Annotated in this window: 13 protein-coding genes; 7 read left to right on the top strand and 6 right to left on the bottom strand. The window is 47.6% G+C overall.

The window, feature by feature from the left end:
* Positions 1-61: 61 nt before the first annotated feature.
* From ubiG to LJ740_RS17530, 5 genes are all read left to right on the top strand, one after another.
* The gene (gene ubiG, locus LJ740_RS17550) at positions 62-811 is read left to right on the top strand and encodes a bifunctional 2-polyprenyl-6-hydroxyphenol methylase/3-demethylubiquinol 3-O-methyltransferase UbiG (RefSeq protein WP_229530421.1); all 750 of its coding nucleotides are present in this window, start codon (positions 62-64) and stop codon (positions 809-811) included.
* Positions 812-927: 116 nt separating this feature from the next.
* Complete coding sequence (locus LJ740_RS17545; RefSeq protein WP_229530420.1) at positions 928-1,986, top strand: transporter; 1,059 nt, start codon at positions 928-930, stop codon at positions 1,984-1,986.
* Positions 1,987-1,995: 9 nt separating this feature from the next.
* Complete coding sequence (locus tag LJ740_RS17540) at positions 1,996-2,541, top strand: YfiR family protein (RefSeq protein WP_229530419.1); 546 nt, start codon at positions 1,996-1,998, stop codon at positions 2,539-2,541.
* Positions 2,541-4,613 carry a putative bifunctional diguanylate cyclase/phosphodiesterase gene (locus LJ740_RS17535; RefSeq protein WP_229530418.1) on the top strand — a complete coding sequence of 691 codons (2,073 nt, stop codon included), beginning with the start codon at positions 2,541-2,543 and terminating at the stop codon, positions 4,611-4,613. The genes LJ740_RS17540 and LJ740_RS17535 overlap by 1 nt, the downstream gene beginning before the upstream one ends.
* A gap of 110 nt (positions 4,614-4,723) precedes the next feature.
* Entirely contained in the window at positions 4,724-5,767 is a 1,044-nt protein-coding gene (locus LJ740_RS17530) for a hypothetical protein (RefSeq protein WP_229530417.1), read from the top strand.
* A gap of 535 nt (positions 5,768-6,302) precedes the next feature.
* On the opposite strand, the gene LJ740_RS17525 is transcribed toward LJ740_RS17530, so the two are convergent.
* The 3 genes from LJ740_RS17525 to LJ740_RS17515 all read right to left on the bottom strand — a co-directional run bounded on the left by LJ740_RS17525 (position 6,303) and on the right by LJ740_RS17515 (position 10,232).
* Positions 6,303-6,908, bottom strand: a complete 606-nt coding sequence (locus LJ740_RS17525) for an RraA family protein (RefSeq protein ID WP_229530416.1) — start codon at positions 6,906-6,908, stop codon at positions 6,303-6,305.
* Positions 6,909-7,067: 159 nt separating this feature from the next.
* Positions 7,068-8,984, bottom strand: coding sequence for a biosynthetic arginine decarboxylase (gene speA, locus LJ740_RS17520; protein WP_229530415.1), 1,917 nt, complete (start codon positions 8,982-8,984; stop codon positions 7,068-7,070).
* A gap of 90 nt (positions 8,985-9,074) precedes the next feature.
* Positions 9,075-10,232 carry an ATP-grasp domain-containing protein gene (locus LJ740_RS17515; protein ID WP_229530414.1) on the bottom strand — a complete coding sequence of 386 codons (1,158 nt, stop codon included), beginning with the start codon at positions 10,230-10,232 and terminating at the stop codon, positions 9,075-9,077.
* A 339-nt stretch (positions 10,233-10,571) separates the two neighbouring features.
* Between LJ740_RS17515 and ppc the strand changes: the two genes are divergently transcribed.
* A complete protein-coding gene (gene ppc, locus LJ740_RS17510) occupies positions 10,572-13,196 on the top strand; it encodes a phosphoenolpyruvate carboxylase (RefSeq protein WP_229530413.1) in 2,625 nt (874 codons plus the stop codon).
* 61 nt (positions 13,197-13,257) lie between these two features.
* On the opposite strand, the gene LJ740_RS17505 is transcribed toward ppc, so the two are convergent.
* The 3 genes from LJ740_RS17505 to rpmE all read right to left on the bottom strand — a co-directional run bounded on the left by LJ740_RS17505 (position 13,258) and on the right by rpmE (position 15,403).
* Positions 13,258-13,431 (bottom strand): hypothetical protein, encoded by a 174-nt coding sequence (locus LJ740_RS17505; RefSeq protein ID WP_229530412.1) that lies wholly within the window; start codon positions 13,429-13,431, stop codon positions 13,258-13,260.
* Positions 13,432-13,611: 180 nt separating this feature from the next.
* The gene (locus tag LJ740_RS17500) at positions 13,612-14,868 is read right to left on the bottom strand and encodes a malic enzyme-like NAD(P)-binding protein (protein ID WP_229530411.1); all 1,257 of its coding nucleotides are present in this window, start codon (positions 14,866-14,868) and stop codon (positions 13,612-13,614) included.
* 322 nt (positions 14,869-15,190) lie between these two features.
* Positions 15,191-15,403: a 50S ribosomal protein L31 gene (gene rpmE / locus LJ740_RS17495; RefSeq protein WP_229530410.1), complete on the bottom strand. Its 213-nt coding sequence runs from the start codon at positions 15,401-15,403 to the stop codon at positions 15,191-15,193.
* A 208-nt stretch (positions 15,404-15,611) separates the two neighbouring features.
* Here rpmE and priA point away from each other — a divergent pair.
* Positions 15,612-17,003, top strand: a 1,392-nt coding sequence (priA, locus tag LJ740_RS17490) for a replication restart helicase PriA (protein WP_229530409.1), incomplete at its 3' end; no start/stop codon positions are given.

Here is a 17,003-nt window from a genome sequence, read left to right as displayed (position 1 = left end):
GAATAGCTTTAAAAGTTTGAAAGGGCGACATTGAGTCGCCCTTTTTTGTACAGGCGAAAACATGCTGGATAAAAGCCGATTAACCTTTGTAGAAAAAGACAACACAAACACTGCTGAAATTGCCCGGTTCGATAAACTGGCGGCGTCGTGGTGGGATCCCAACGGGCAGTACCAACAGGTTTTGGCCTTTAATGCCTGTCGCTGGAAGCTGATTGAACAGCAAATAACACACTATTTTTCAGGGTGCGATTTGTCAAAGTTAAATGCGCTGGATGTCGGTTGTGGTGGTGGCTTACTGTGTGAACCGTTAGCCAGGCTTGGCATGACGGTAACCGGTGTTGATGCCAGTGCCATGAGCATTGCAGTAGCCCAACGACATGCACAGCAAGGCGGGTTGGCAATTGAGTATCGTCACTGTCTGGCTGATGCGCTATTAAAGGATAATCGTCAGTTCGATATTGTGATTAATACCGAAGTGATTGAGCATGTGCCTGATCAACAAGCCCTTTTGGATGATTGTTGCAGTTTGCTAAAACCGGGAGGCTTACTGGTACTGGCGACGCTGAACCGCACAATTAAATCCTATATCGTAGCCATTGTCGGTGCTGAGTATGTGATGCGCATGTTGCCCGTAGGCACACATAGCTGGAAAGCCTTTGTTAAGCCCCTGGAGCTGCAGGCGATGTTGCAACCAGGTCAATGTGATGTTTTTTCTGAGGTGGGATTAAAATATAACCCGTTGACCAAAGTATGGCGAAAAAGTAACGATGTTTCGGTAAATTATCTTCAGTTCGCCGCCAAAAAAGCCTGATATCGCGACTTTTACGGTATTTTTTAGTGCATTGAAATGAGGGATTGAGTTAGTCTTGGTGGCTGGAATGATAAGTACAGAGGATGTGTCACCGATTCTAATTTATGAGGTTTTGCTTGGTCATTTTTGCGGGTGCCCGTCACGCTTTACTGGTTTGTTTTTCGTTATTGCCAGCATTGGTTTTTGCTCAGACTACCCCGGCTGAATTCGCTGAAATGAGCCTGCAAGAATTGTTGACCCTGTCCACTGAAGAAACTCCCCAAACTCACAAACGCTGGTCCTGGTCTTTGCGTTATCAACAGGCGCAATTTGAAGGTTATCTGGACGGTTCAGAGACATTAAGCCTGGACGAGGTGTTGTTTGTGCCTGGTGGCGAAGTACGTAGCGCGAAGAACTTTCCCGTAGTGCCCACTGTGATAAAACAACGCGCCACTATATTTGGCATCAATTATCAATGGCGGGAGCGTTGGCGGGTAAGTCTGGCTTTGCCGTATGTGCAGCAGGAAACCGCTCACATCTCAATTGTGCCAGGGTATCAGCAATTTTTGTTGAAAACCCATGGCATCGGGGATATTACCCTGGCCACCAGATTCAGATTGTACGCCGATCCCGATGAGAGCTTACACGCCAATCTGGGGCTTAGTTTGCCGGTGGGTTCCATAGATGAACAGGGGGATACACCCAGAGCCCCGGGTGAGCAGCAATTGCCCTACACCATGCAACTGGGTTCAGGTACCTGGGATTTCCCCATTGCCTTGAGTTACCGGCTCACCGGCGCCCATGATGTCAGGGTCGATGTTGCGGCGAATATTCGCACCGGACAAAACGACCGCCACTATCGGCTGGGAAATCGATACAGTGTTAAAGCTAAATATCAGCGGCCCATTAGTGACAGTGTCAATGTGGCATTGGGGGTTGAGTTAAGCCATACTGATCGTATCCATGGGGCCGATGAATCACTTCTGGTGGCAACGGCCTTTCCCTATCCGGCAGGCATTACGAATCCGGATATGTATGGTGGGCGTAAGGCGTTAGCCAGTGTTGGTTTTGCCTGGCAGTACAGTGCGGATATGAATCTGTCTGTGGAATTTGCCAAGCCCCTATATCAGCACCTCAATGGCCCTCAGCCACAGGAGCGTTGGCGCGGTGCTGTTATGCTCTCCAGAACCCTGTAAGGCTGGCTCATGCTAACGTCGCGCTTTTGCACACACCTACGTCGTTCCATTCTCGTGATGGCTGCGGGTTTGCTGACTTTGCCAGCGGTTGCGCAACAAGATCAATACGATGCATTGTCCCGACTGGACAAGCTTAAAGCGGCTTATGTGTTTAATTTTACCAAGTTCATTGACTGGCCTGAATTCGATCGCCGATCCTCGCGAAAAATCGTTGTCATATGTCTGAACAAACATAATCCATTGCTCCTTTTTTTGCGGGAAATGGTGCAGGGACAGACGATAGGCAAACAGCAATGGGCTGTTGAGGTACTGCCGTATGATGTGGGCACACGCTGTGATTTAGCTTATTTCGGGGAGCAGGCCAGGCCAGATCCTGAATTGCTGAAAGAGATCCTGGTGGTGTCTTCTGACATCCGATTTCATCAGAATATCGCGACTTTTTCTTTTTATGAGGAAGGAAAACGGCTACGCTTTGAAGTAGACCTGCAACAATTACAACAATTAGAGTTAGAAGCCAGTTCGGAGTTGTTAAAACTGGCCCGGATAAAGCGTTGATGAATAAGTTATTTTCCTGGTACAAACAATTGTCTTTTTTCAAAAAGCAATTATTGGTCGCCACTATTGTGACAAGTATCACCCTGATACTGGCCTCCATTCTGTTGTACGGAAAATTCATCGCAGATCACAAAAACACCTTGCTGGAAAATCTGCGAGGCAAGGCACAGCTAATCGCTGAAACTTCCCGCTCTGCGCTGTTATTTGGCGATCATGAAACCGCCAATAACCTGTTAGGCTCGCTACGTGCATTTCCGGCTACTCAATACGCACTGTTACTGGACAGCGAACAGCAGACCTTTGCCTCCTATCAGCGCAGCCCGGACATGAAACTACCCGGATTTGAATCGTTACAGGAACGGGCACAGGTGCTGGATTCGCTGCTGCATGTGTATCAACCGGTCAGAATGGATAATGAGGTAATAGGTTATGTACTGATTGTCTCAGAAAGCAATGCGCTGTCTGATCAGCGGCTCAATTATTTACTGATCTTATTCCTGGTGTTTGTGGTCAGTATTGCGGTGTCTTTCTTTTTGCACTGGCGCTTGCAGTCTTTTATTGCCGCTCCCATGAACAAGCTGGTGGAACTGGTGGGTTATGTGGCCCGTAATCGTCGCTACAACCGCCGGGTAAGAGCGAAAGGCAGTGATGAATTGGGGACCCTGATCACCGGGGTAAACAGTATGCTGGATACCATAGAACAGCACGAAAAGCAGTTACACGCGCACAGTGAACGTCTCGAGTCGCTGGTGGCACTGCGCACCGAACAGTTATTCAATCGCGCTAATTACGATGCATTAACGCAATTGCCGAACCGACACCTGCTGGTGGACCGGCTCAATCACGGCATTGATAACGCCAGCCGTGAAAATTCCCAGATGGCCTTGATGTTTTTAGATCTGGACAGGTTTAAATACATTAACGACAACCTGGGGCATTCCGTCGGTGATGAATTGCTGGTCAAGGTAGCAGAAAAGATTTCTTCGGTGGTGCGCAAAGCAGATTCGGTATGTCGCTGGGGAGGCGATGAGTTTATTGTCCTGTTGGAACACCTGCACAACAAAGAAGATATTATCCCACTGGCAGAGCAAATCATTTTTACCCTGAGCGAACCTATTGAGTTATCCGGCAACCAACTGCACATCACCACCAGTATCGGTATCGCCCGCTTTCCCGAGGATGGTCAGGATTCCTCTACCTTGCTGCGACACGCTGATGTCGCCATGTACCGCGCGAAAGAGAAAGGCCTGAGTCAGTACTGCTTTTTTGAACACGACATGATTGACGGCTCGATGGAACGTCTGACGTTGGAACACAAGCTGCGTCTGGCACTGGAAAACAAGAGCTTTCACCTGGTGTATCAACCTCAAATTTGCACCGAAACAGGCCGCGTTTGTGGCATAGAGGCACTGATCCGCTGGCAGGATGAGGAATTGGGTTTATTGAATCCGGTACAGTTTTTACCGGTGGCTGAAGATGTTGGTCTGATGCATTCATTGAGCTTGTGGGTACTGGAAGAAGCCTGTACGCAAAATGCAGTGTGGCAAGAGCAGGGCTGTGAACGCACGCGGGTAGCGGTTAATCTGCCGGCGTCCTTCATTATGCATCCCAGCGCCGTTGAGCAAATCACCCAGATCCTGGACAGAACGCAACTTTCTCCCCGTTGTCTGGAGATTGAGATCACTGAAAACACTTTTATATCCAATACTGAACACGCCATAAAAGTCCTGGAACAGTTAAGGCAAATGGGCATTAACATTGCTGTGGATGACTTTGGCACGGGTTATTCCAGTATGAGTTACTTGCGGGATTTACCGGTCGGCACCCTGAAGATTGACGGCAGCTTTGTGCGCCAGATGGGGGTTGATACCATCAACGACGGGATTATTCAGTCGATTATTACATTGGGTAAAAGTCTGGGTTTGAGTCTCATAGCTGAGTGTGTCGAAAACAAGGAGCAGGCAACACAACTGAAAAGCATGGGATGCGATATGATTCAGGGATACTACTTTAGCCGACCTTTGTCAGCCGACGACACCACAGCGTTTTTACTGGCCAGAAAATCAGCCTAATCTATTAAAAATTGAAAGCATTTTTATTGGAAATACTACCTTGTAAGATTAAATCGTGTTAGAACAAAAGGAGTTGAAAGTTATCCGCAATTGGCTAGCTATGGAAAGTCATGAATAAAAAGAACGTTAACAAAGCTTATAGTAATCTCTATAAAGCAATAAGCCCTGAAAGCATCCCTGAATTTATTAAATTACTTAAGTTGCTGTCGCAAGCTCCTCAGTTAATGATAGATAACTCTGCGGCAGTATTTGAAGATTCACCTCATGCAGCATCCTTAAAAAGCACTCTGAGGAATAAACTTACTCAGTTGTTTAATGAAGAAAAGAAATTTAGCGCGTCAGTAATCATTATTGAATCGTATAAACTGGCTCAGAATATCGAAGAGATTGAAAAAGTACTAAGATTTGAGGGAGTGAGTATCAAGGGATGTTTGCATGAACTAAAATCCTTTATTTCATCGTTTTCCGAATTGTATGAAATTCATACTAGAAAGTACTCCCTATCCAGTGGCTATGAATTAAGTGTATCCGCACAAAAATTGTTATCAGTTATTGAGGTTCTGAATAGTTTACTGGAGTCGTATTTTGTTCATTCGAGTGTTTCAAGCATTTCTGAAGAAATTAAGATTATTGATTTGTATTTACCCGATGTAAGAGATTTAAAAAGATTCGGGAGCAAACTGCTTGCTTTAAATGAGATATATATCGAAATTTTAAAACTATTGGGTAAAAGTGAGGTAGATCATCCAATAGAAATTATAACGATAGAAAGTGGAAGTTTGTGGACAAAAATTACAGGTCAAGCAGAGGCCATTAAAATCTTAATACATGTTTTAATGGCTGCATCAGCCTTTTTTATATCTGAGTTTTCAAATAATGGAGAAATTGCCAAAATTCCAATCACAGTAAAGGCTGCGGAAGATATTTTAAACTTATCTAAGCAACTTGAAGATGAAGGTGCAGATATGGAAGAAGTTAAAGAATATCTTGTATCTGCTACCAAGAATATTGCAAGAAATTTAGATAAGCTTCTCAGTGATCAATCTAAAATTGAAATTAATGACGAGTCTAAATCATTGTGTGATTCAATGTCTGAAAAAATGTTGGAGCAGAGTAAAGCTCCACTACTAGAAATATATGACCAAAAAACTTAGGTTTAGCTGCCTGTAAAGTGCTATAGCTACCAGGGCAAGTTCGCGGACGATTTTTGATAGACACTCAGACATAGTATAACCCTAGCCAAAGCCTAATTATTTTTGGCTCCGCGGCCTAATTCAATCATTATCATTTGATTGAAATCCTTGTCGGGGCGCCGACTGCGCCTTAAGGGGACCGGGCTGCGCCCCCCTTAAGAATCCCCCGCAGCCCCTGACGCGCAAAAGCATAAACTTCGCCATCAGAACAACGACGACCATCAATGACAGCACGTCCCTGTGCTCGGCATTGATTGAGATATCATCCCTGATATCTCTCATCGTTGTTTTAACTGATGTCGCAGTTTATTGCGCGTAAAGGGTGATTAGGTTCAGTACTCCGAACAAATTTTGCCGGAACCGACGCCGCAAACGAATCAGTTTTGGTTTATCTCCAAATGAACATTATTAGTTTCTGGACACTAAAAGAGCACTCATACTCTCGCCCTGTATATAACTGAGTGAATGTTTTTTACACAATCACCCGGGGAGCATTTTAAAGTGACGCCAATTTGTCTTTGATGAGCTGCTCGTGATTGGCTTGCCACTGCTCCAGGCTCAGAGCGGCATCTTTGTCCCGGCGTTTTTTGCCGATTTCATAAACTTCCGCGGCCAGTGCTTTGGGCAATACTGCAATGCCTTCTTCATCGGCTACCACTATATCACCAGGATGCACGGTGACACCGCCACACTGGATAGTCTGGTTCAGTGGTTCTTTGACTTTTTTAGCACCGGGTTTAGGGCAAACTCCGCGGGCGAAAATGGGGAATTGAATGTCTCTGACCTCTTCAATGTCTCTGACCACGCCGTCAATAACAAACCCGGCAATACCGCGTTTTTGGGCGATGGCACAAACATTTCCGCCAGATACTGCAAATTTCTCATCAGCCTGGCAAACAATAATATCGCCCGGTTTGGCTTCGTATATCGCAGCGTGCAGCATCAGATGATCACCCGGGGCGCATTTTACGGTGAAGGCCGGACCGGCGATGCGGGGTATTTTGTGCCACAGCGGTTTGATGTGGTAATGCATAAACTGCTCGCGGGGCAGTCCGTCAGCATAATCACAGGGGGAGACGGCGGCAAATTCCAGTTCATTCATTTTCGAGATCCTTGCAGGGAAACTGTTCTGAGTCTTCTAATTTACTGAAAATTTCATAGTTGTACCACACTGCCATGGCACCATTAAATAATTCCGGTCCAAATTAAGAAGCGTAGATTCAACAAAAAACGGCCCTGATTTGCAGAGCCGTTGCCTATTTTAACTGGTGGTTTTCAGGTAGGTGTAACCTTCAAGGCAAGCTTCGTAAAAGTCGATTAACTTTACCCCGTCCCGTGGTTTTAATTCACCATCTGAGATCTTCTTATCGATCACCCGTTTGACATCCTGAGCCATGGTCTTGGGATGGTACTGCATGATGTTAAGCACATGCTCCACCGAGGAGCCACGCACGATCTCTTCGATGTAAAAATCTTCCGGATCATCGTCATAACTAAAGATGTGAACCTCGTTAAGGCGACCAAACAAATTGTGCATATCGCCCATAACGTCCTGATAGGCGCCGGTCAGGAATAAACCAATGTAATAGTGTTCATCCGGCTTGAGCTCGTGCATTTTGATGGTAGGTGCGACGCCATCTTCACCGATGAAATTGTCAATTTTACCGTCACTGTCACAGGTAATATCGGCAATGGAACAGGTCACCGTGGGTTCTTCATTCATACGGGTAATTGGCACTACCGGTAAGATCTGATCTATCGCCCAGGTATCAGCAGCAGACTGGAACACGGAAAAGTTACCCAGATACTGAGACGCCATTTGTACTTCCAGCTCTTTTAGCTCTTCCGGAATAAACTCTTCCTGCTTCAGGCGCAGTTGAATAACCTGCATGATCTGCCAGTAGAGGGTTTCGACGGTAGCTAATTGCTCCAGATTTAATACCCCTAACTTAAACGCGTTCAGCGCCTGTTCTTTCCAGTCACCGGCATCGTTGTAAATTTCCTGGGAGTTGGGATAACGATCCAGGTTTTCCGACAGATCGCGAATGTTACTGACGATAAAGTGTTCTTTTGGATCGCAGGCCAATACCGACTGACTACCTGTTGGCTTAATTTCGCTGACAATTTCGGTCACAACACAACTGTGATGGGCGGTTAAGGCTCTGCCACTTTCACTGACCAGATTCGGATGAGGTACGCCTTCTGCGTCGCATATCTCCTGCATCCCGTAAACAATATCACCCACATATTCTTTGATGCTGTAATTGCGGGAGGACTCGTTAGTGGAAGCACTGCCATCGTAGTCAATGCCCAGACCGCCGCCGACATCGACAAATTCCAGATTGGCTCCCAGATGGCGCAATTCTGCATATATACGGGCGCCTTCGGTTACGGCGTCTTTGATGGCACGGATATCGGTTAACTGGCTACCAATATGAAAATGCAATAGTTTCAGGCGATCATCCAGACCCTGATCTTTCAGATAGCGAACCGCCGTCACCAGTTCAGAGGTGGATAGGCCAAATTTGGCTCTGTCACCGGCTGAGCCTGCCCATTTACCGCGACCGCGCACCGACATCTTGGCCCGCAGACCAATCTCCGGAGTGATTTTTAGCTCTTTCGCCAGTTTAGCAATGGTGTACAACTCACTGAATTTTTCGACGACGATGATGATGCGGCGACCCATTAACAGGCCCATAAAGGCCAGACGCATAAACTCTTCATCTTTATAACCATTTAAAATGGTCAGCGCGCCTGGATTGGTGTTGTAAGCCAGTACCGTTAACAGTTCGGCTTTTGAGCCTGCTTCCAGACCAAACTGGAAGGGTTCACCGGCGTCCACTACCTCTTCCACCACTTCCCGCATCTGATTAACTTTTACCGGGTAAACTCCCATGTAATGCCCCTGATATTCAGCATTACTGATGGTGTCGCGAAATACCTGATTCAGTTTCGCTACCTGAGCCCGCAAAATGTCATGGAAGCGCACAACCACCGGAAATTGGACGCCTTCTGCGCGGATCTCGTCGATAACGGATTTGAAGTCGATGCGTAAGCTTTCATTGTTTTGTGACGGTGTTATTTTAAGATTGCCGTTTTCGCCTATCTCAAAATAACCCGCGCCCCATCGCTTTACACGATAAAGCTCCTCCGCATCTTCAATGGTCCAGTTGTTCAAATTCTTGGTCTCTCAATGTGAAAGTGCCCCGTTGTGGAGCACCTCATAAATTTGTTGCCAGTATAGTTTTGTTGTTGCCTAAATCCAACATCAGGGAACGAGTCTTTTTGCAATATCCTGCAATAACCACTGCACCCGCTCATGATCGTCAGATTGCACTACCAGGCTGTTGTAACCATCGGTGCTGTAGCGATACCTGATTTCCTGCTCGTGAAAACTGTGTATATCCACCGGTTGCGACCCCTGAGGGCAGGCGATCAGACCGGCGTAGTCGTACCGCAGCGCTGGCAGGCTGTAGTGTTCATTGTGAAAATCTGCCAGTTCCATTTTGGCTGCCTCCTGCCAAATCCGGATATTGGAAGCGCATTCTATAGTGCGTTCGATATTGCCGCCGGCCACTCTGGCTGAGGTCTCTAAAAAGCGAAACTGGCCGTCTTCACCTTTGATAAATTCACTGTGACTGGGGCCATAATTGCGCCCAAAGGCTGCCAGCAATTGCCTGTTTAACTCTGTCAGTTGCCTGACATCCTCGCTGTCTCTGGGCAAAACCCGGGTGGAGAAAATGCCCTGCCCCTGCAACATGGTTAAAGGTGGTGCACCATACTGGCTTGCCTGGCTAAAGATCACTTCGTCTTTCCAGCACAGTGAATCCACGTGAAACACCTCGCCTGCGACAAACTCTTCCAATAAAAACCAGGATTGTTGATCGCCTAAGTTTTCCAGTTTTTGCCACAGATCGTCTTGCTGAAAAAATTTTTCAATACCTTCGGAGCCCGCCAGTGTTCTGGGCTTTAAAATCCAGGGGGCCGGTACGGTTTCCATAAATTCATACACCTGGTGATGATTCATTATGCCGGTGAAGCGGGGTTGTGGGATTTGCTGTGCGGCCGCGGCACTGCGCATGGCCAGCTTGTCACGAAACAATCGTGCCGTGGAGTGCTGCATGCCGGGAAGCCGGGTGTGTTCCCGCAGGTCAGCGCTGTGTTCTACATCATAATCGTCCAGCGCCACTATGCGGTCGATCGGATGATGGCGCATCATATAGGCCACCGTATAGGTCAGATCAGGCTGAATGCGCAAATCTCGCATGGTGTGAAATCTGTCGATACAGTCCCAGGGCCAGGGGTGATCCTTAAACCTTTCATTGGCGATGACGAATACTTCGCAGCCCTGGTGTTTGCACTCGCGAATAAAATCCGCGCCTTTAAATTCGCTGGCGAGGGCCAGTATCGTTGGCGTTTGCTTCATAGTTCAGGCTCGCTCAGATCCCGTATTCATGGCAATGTCATTTGCTATTGATCGGGTTTTTAAGGTAGAAAGTAAATAGTTAGACGAATCAAAATAATAAGATCCAAACCGACATTCACAAGCAGTGCGTGTTGCACTTTATAGCAAAACTGCGTAGCAAAGCACTACACGCTCTAAGCATATAGTGGCATATAGCAGAAAGCGACAGATATTATTTCGGCCTTTAAATGCACTTCAATTCAGTAATTCTTGTAATTTAATTACAAAATGAGGTAAGTTTAGGGGCTTTCTGTGGTCAAAAACCACAAAAACTGTAATTTTATTAAATTCGGAGAGCCTATGTCAGACGCTATGGAAAACCAGCTAAGAGATACTGTTCGTCAACTCGGCAGTACTTTAGGTACCACCATTAAAGATCAGTTGGGTGAAGAATGGTTGCAACGCATCGAAACGATTCGAAAGTCTGGGCGCAAGTCAAATCAGGGTGATCAGGAAGCCACTCAGCAATTACAGGCCTTGTTTTCCGAACTGGAAAATGAGCAACTGTTGACCATTGCCAGAGCGTTTACCCAGTTTTTGAACCTGGCCAATATTGTCGAGCAGGAACACAACAGCAACGCACACATTGAAGATCCAATGGAAAAGCTATTGGCGCGTTTGCAGGACATGGATTTTTCTCAGGAATCGTTTGCTGAAACCCTGGCAAAACTGGATATCGATCTGGTATTGACTGCTCACCCGACAGAAGTGTATCGCCGTACTTTTATTCATAAATATTCTGAACTCACCCAATGTGTTAAGCAGCTCAGAGATGACAACCTCAGTGCAGTGCAACGCAAGTCGGTAGAATTGCGTATCGCCGATCTCATTACTCAGGCCTGGCACTCAGAAGAAGTTCGGGCAGTAAGGCCCACGCCAGTTGATGAAGCACAATGGGGTTTCGCCGTTATTGAAAACTCACTGTGGGAAGCGGTGCCGGATTTCATTCGGGAACTGGATGGCAAACTGGCTGCTCAGTTTGGTCAGCGATTACCGCTGGATGCTACACCGGTACATTTCAGCTCCTGGATGGGCGGAGATCGCGACGGTAATCCCAATGTTACCGCTAAAGTCACCCAAAAAGTCTTATTGTTAGCCAGAAAGCGCGCAGCGCGATTATTTGCTGATGACATAGAGCGTCTGGTGGTGGAGTTATCCATGACCGACTGTGACGATTACATCCGGGGTATTGTCGGAGAAGAAGCGTTGGAGCCGTATCGCGCGCTGTTGCGCCCGGTTTGGGACCAACTAATCCTCACCCGTGACGGCATTGCCAGTCATCTGGATGGTTTCCCGGTGGATCAGGAAGACTGGATCCAGTCTGATGAAGAGATATTAGCACCACTGATGGCCTGTTATAACTCGTTGCACGCCTGTGGCATGAGTAATGTGGCTGACAGTTTGTTGCTGGATACCATTCGTCGTGCCCATTGTTTCGGTGTGCATCTGTTGCGCCTGGATGTGCGGCAGGACTCAGAGCGCCATGCCAATGTGTTTGGCGAGCTGACCCGTCATCTGGGTATTGGTGATTACAACCAGTGGACAGAAGCTGACAAACAGGCTTTTTTACTGCATGAATTAAACTCCAAGCGTCCGCTTTTTCCCACCAACTGGCAACCCAGTGACGAGGTGAAAGAGGTGATTGATACCTGCAAGGTGATTGCCCAGAACAATCGCGAAGCCTTTGGTATTTATATTATTTCTATGGCCAGCCTGCCTTCAGATGTGATGGCGGTGCAGTTACTGCTGCAGGAAATGAATGTCAGCTGGCCGATGCCGGTGGCGCCGCTGTTTGAAACCCTGGACGACCTGAACAACGCACCAAAAGTCATGACCGACCTGCTGGCTATTGACTGGTATCGCGGTTATATCAAAGGCCAGCAATATGTCATGATTGGTTATTCTGACTCGGCAAAAGACGCCGGGGCGCTGGCCGCAGGGTGGGCGCAGTATGAATCCCAGGAAGCGTTGGTGGCAATTGCGGCGAAAAGCGATATCAAACTAACCTTATTCCATGGCCGGGGCGGTACTATTGGTCGTGGTGGCTTACCGGCTCATTCAGCAATACTATCGCAGCCTCCCGGTTCACTGGATGGCGGCTTCCGGGTGACGGAGCAGGGCGAAACGATTCGCTATAAATTTGGTATGCCGGCACTGGCCAAGCGCAGCCTGAATTTATATGCCAGTGCCATACTGGAAGCCTTTATTCTGCCACCGCCTGCACCTAAGCCAGAGTGGCGTCAGGCCATTATCGATATGGCTGCCGATGCCCGTGACAACTACCGTAAAGTGGTGCGTCATGATCCGGATTTTGTGCCTTACTTTCGCGTTGCGACACCGGAGCAGGAGTTGGGCAAATTACCACTGGGTAGCCGTCCTGCCAAGCGTAAACCCACCGGCGGAATTGAAAGCTTGCGGGCCATTCCCTGGATCTTCGCCTGGGCGCAAACCCGTATGGTGTTGCCGTCCTGGCTAGGAGTTATGCCTGCAGTGCAAAGCGCGCTGGATAAAGGGCAGGGAGAATTACTTCAGGATATGTTAGCCAGCTGGCCGTTTTTCCGTTCGCGATTATCCATGCTGGATATGGTGTTCTACAAGGCGGATACCAGAGTCGGGCAGGCGTACGATGAAAAACTGGTACCTCAGGAGCTGCGCCACTTTGGTGAAAAACTCAGAACCGAACTGACCCAGAGCATCGAGTTACTATTAACCCTGTTGCAACAGCAAGAAGTGATGGAGTCCGATCCCAAAGGCAAACAGTCTATGTCTATTCGGGCGGATTACCTGCAGCCTCTGCACTATTTGCAGATGGAGTTGTTACAGCGCATCCGGGCGTTAGGTGATACCACCGAAGACCGCACGCTGGAAAAGGCCATGATGGTGACCATTACCGGGATTGCAGTAGGGATGCGCAACACAGGTTAGTGTTAACGTGATATCAGAAACAAAAAAAGAGTCGCAATCGCGACTCTTCTTGTTTTATTAATTAGTTCTTTGCTCTCAGCTTTTCCCAGACTTTGCGGGGAAACTGAAACTGTGCTTCCAGTTGCGGTTGCGCTTCTTTTAGCTTAGACAGCTTAGGCTGACACTGATAATGCTCCAGAAGCTCTTTCGTCAATGCCTCCCTGGTGGCTGGACGATTGGTATCAGGGCTTGTCATTTTTCGAACTCTTATAATTATTTAATCGTACGAATCATGTCATTTTACTGATGTTACATATCATTTTGTGGTCTGATAAACACCGGGCAGACCAACAACAACCACTTAATACTCAGCATTACCACCCGGCTTCAGTGAACTGAAGCCTAACCTTAGGTCAGCAAAATTACCGTTCGTTTTTTACGCGGGTAACTCTGACAGATAATTGACGGGAAGACAACTCATTTTTGACGCTCCGGAATCTATCGCTGCCTGAGCAACAGCGGTTGCTACACGGCGACACAGGCGGGTATCCATTGGCTTCGGAATAATATACTCCTTGCCAAATTCCAGATGATTGACATGAGCAGCCGCCAACACTTCGTGGGGGACATCTTCTTTAGCCAGTGCTCTTATCGCTTCCACCGCGGCTACTTTCATTTCATCATTGATAACCGTCGCTCTGACATCCAGTGCACCGCGGAAGATAAAGGGAAAGCACAATACGTTGTTGACCTGATTGGGGTAATCAGAACGGCCGGTGGCGATAATTAAATCGTCTCGTTCCGCCATGGCCAGTTCGGGTTTAATTTCCGGGTCGGGGTTAGCGCAGGCAAAAATGACCGGATTGGGGGCCATTTTGCGCAGGGCTTCAACACTTAACAGGTTGGCACCCGATACACCTAAAAAGGCATCTGCCCCTTCAATCGCATCTTCCAGCGTGCGTTTGTCGGTTTCATTGGCAAACTTTTGCTTGTGAGGTTGCAGGTTGTCACGCTCACTGTGGATAACGCCCTTGCTGTCCAACATAAAAATGTTGTGTCGTTGCGCCCCACATTTAACCAGCATATCCATACAGGCAACGGCGGCAGCACCTGCCCCTAAACAGACAATTTTGGCATCAGACAGATTTTTACCCTGGATTTCTAACGCATTCATCATACCGGCGGCAGTAACGATGGCTGTACCGTGCTGATCATCGTGGAAAACCGGTATATCACAGCGTTCAATCAGGGCCTGTTCAATCTCAAAACACTCGGGGGCTTTGATATCTTCCAGGTTAATACCGCCAAACGAGATGGAAATATTGGCGACGGTATCGATAAATTCCTGCACCGTATCGTGCTGCACTTCAATATCGATGGAGTCAATACCGGCAAAGCGTTTAAACAACAGCGCTTTACCTTCCATTACCGGTTTGGACGCCAGTGGCCCGAGATTCCCTAAACCTAAAATGGCACTGCCATTGGAAATTACTGCGACCAGGTTGCCTTTAATGGTGTATTTATAGGCGTTCTCAGGATCGGCTGCGATTTCTTTCACAGGTTCTGCTACACCCGGGCTGTACGCCAGTGCCAGATGTTCAACAGTTTCAGCTTGCGTTGTTAATTCAACGCTGATTTTTCCGGGTTTAGGAAAGGCGTGATAATCCAGCGCCTTTTGACGTAATTCAGACATAAAGATGTAGGGCCTCAGTAAGTAGTGGGTTATGTCGTCGTCGGTACTTGAAAAATTCTGTTTTAGAGTGTGCTCTAATTACTTATAGTTATAAATATGCGCTGGGCGCTTTGTTTTTATTATTACGCACCAGACTCAAGATTGCTATAACAATTCTTTTTGTAACGGCAACTGTAACATAACAGGCGCACTTACAGCTATGCATAAATTGGCTAGTCGGAGCAGGGGTGGAAGTTTGAGCACTGACTCTGTGAGCGTTTTTAGAGATACAAAAAACCCGGCGTCAGCCGGGTTTTGAGCGATAAATCGGTAAGGGGCAATCTTATTTTTTGCCCAGTACTGAAAAGCGCTTTTTAAAGCGGTCAACACGACCACCAGTATCAACGATTTTTTGCTTACCTGTGTAGAACGGGTGACAAGCTGAACATACGTCCAGAGCCAGATCGTTTTTCAGAGTAGTACGGATCTTGAAGCTGTTACCACAAGAGCAGTTTGCGTTGACTTCGTTGTATTCCGGGTGAATACCTTGTTGCATGGGGCACCTCAATATTAAGGCCGTATCGCTAACCAACCCGAAGCTGGCCACCATACGATGTTAATTACAAAAATTCTTTCTCATTTTGCCCTTGAGGCAAAGAGGCGCGCATATTAATGTATCGTCTTTCGGGGATCAAGCGAAAATGCCTAAAAATTGAGCGTCAGCCCCACAAAAGCCAGATTCTTTACAGATTTATCCAAAACACATGAGCCAATTGTTTGCAGAAGTAGCTCTGTCGATCCCTAAACGACAGGCCTTCGACTATCTGATACCCGAAAGCCTGCAGGGCACAACGTTGATCGGTAAGCGGGTCAGAGTGCCTTATGGTCATGGCGAAAAGATTGGCATTGTAATTAACAGCAAGTCAGAGTCACAGTGGCAGGCCAATAAGCTGAAAGAGCTTGCCCAGGTGCTTGATGATCAGCCCGTGTTAAAGCCAGACATGATGGCCTTGTTAAATTGGGCGGCCGGTTATTATTGTTATCCCATCGGTGATGTGTTGCTCACGGCTATCCCTGCCAAACTGCGCAAGGGAGAGCCGAATAGCCGGGCTACAGAAAAGTTCTGGCGCATTAAACCCGACCTAACACAGAAACAGTGGCAAAGTCTGAGCAAGGCACCAAAGCAACTGGCGTTACTGCAGTTACTGAAAGAGCAGCCAGTCCGGGAAGTGGAGTTATTACAACAGTTTAACAAGCCGATTTTGTCAGCCCTGTATAAGCAAATGCTGATTGAATATGAAGAGCGGGAAGTTAAACAGGACCTGAGTTGGACCAAATCCTTACAGGTGAACGCCCGACCTTTTGCGTCCACCGAGCAGGCACTGGCCATCAGCGCCATAAACAGCCACAAGGACTTTCAGCCCTTTTTAATTGAAGGGGTTACCGGCAGTGGAAAAACCGAAGTTTATCTGCAAATCATTGAGAACCAACTGCAACAACAGCGTCAGGTGATTGTGCTGGTACCGGAAATCAGCCTGACGCCACAAACCCTGGCGCGCTTTCAACAGCGTTTTGGTGTCCAGATAGGTGTCTGGCATTCGGGATTGACCGATAACGAACGACTGGCGGTCTGGCAAAAAGCCGGGGATGGCGAGCTGGGTATCATTATCGGCACCCGCTCTGCGGTATTTCTACCGCTAAAGTGGCCGGGCATGATAGTGATAGATGAAGAGCACGACAGTTCCTTTAAACAACAGGATGGCTTTCGCTATCACGCCAGGGATCTGGCACTGATGCGCGCCCGACGGCTTAATATTCCGGTAGTGATGGGCTCAGCCACACCGTCACTGGAAACCTTAAACAATGCACTGACTTCCAGATATCGACATCTGCATCTGAGGGATAAGGTGGTCAAAGGCAGTCGGGTGATACAACAACTGCTGGATATCAGAGAGCAGCATCTGGATGCCGGACTCAGTCCCTATCTGGTGGAGCGTATCTATGCCCATTTAAGGCAACAACAACAGGTGATGATTTTTATTAATCGTCGTGGCTATTCACCGGCCATCATGTGTAACGAATGTGGTTATGTGGAAACCTGTCAGCATTGTGACAAGCCATACACCTTTCACAAATCCACTCAGCAATTGCACTGT

This window comes from Planctobacterium marinum (genome assembly GCF_020687805.1).
Taxonomy (GTDB): domain Bacteria; phylum Pseudomonadota; class Gammaproteobacteria; order Enterobacterales; family Alteromonadaceae; genus Planctobacterium; species Planctobacterium marinum.
Note: the sequence above shows the minus strand (reverse complement) of the source record. Positions and strands in the feature narration are given on the sequence as shown.

Coding starts and splice junctions, on each gene's coding strand:
- ubiG (WP_229530421.1), top strand. CDS start 62: ATGCTGGATAAAAGCCGATTAACCTTTGTAGAAAAAGACAACACAAAC.
- LJ740_RS17540 (WP_229530419.1), top strand. CDS start 1,996: ATGCTAACGTCGCGCTTTTGCACACACCTACGTCGTTCCATTCTCGTG.
- LJ740_RS17535 (WP_229530418.1), top strand. CDS start 2,541: ATGAATAAGTTATTTTCCTGGTACAAACAATTGTCTTTTTTCAAAAAG.
- LJ740_RS17530 (WP_229530417.1), top strand. CDS start 4,724: ATGAATAAAAAGAACGTTAACAAAGCTTATAGTAATCTCTATAAAGCA.
- LJ740_RS17525 (WP_229530416.1), bottom strand. CDS start 6,908: ATGAATGAACTGGAATTTGCCGCCGTCTCCCCCTGTGATTATGCTGAC.
- LJ740_RS17515 (WP_229530414.1), bottom strand. CDS start 10,232: ATGAAGCAAACGCCAACGATACTGGCCCTCGCCAGCGAATTTAAAGGC.
- ppc (WP_229530413.1), top strand. CDS start 10,572: ATGTCAGACGCTATGGAAAACCAGCTAAGAGATACTGTTCGTCAACTC.
- LJ740_RS17505 (WP_229530412.1), bottom strand. CDS start 13,431: ATGACAAGCCCTGATACCAATCGTCCAGCCACCAGGGAGGCATTGACG.
- LJ740_RS17500 (WP_229530411.1), bottom strand. CDS start 14,868: ATGTCTGAATTACGTCAAAAGGCGCTGGATTATCACGCCTTTCCTAAA.
- rpmE (WP_229530410.1), bottom strand. CDS start 15,403: ATGCAACAAGGTATTCACCCGGAATACAACGAAGTCAACGCAAACTGC.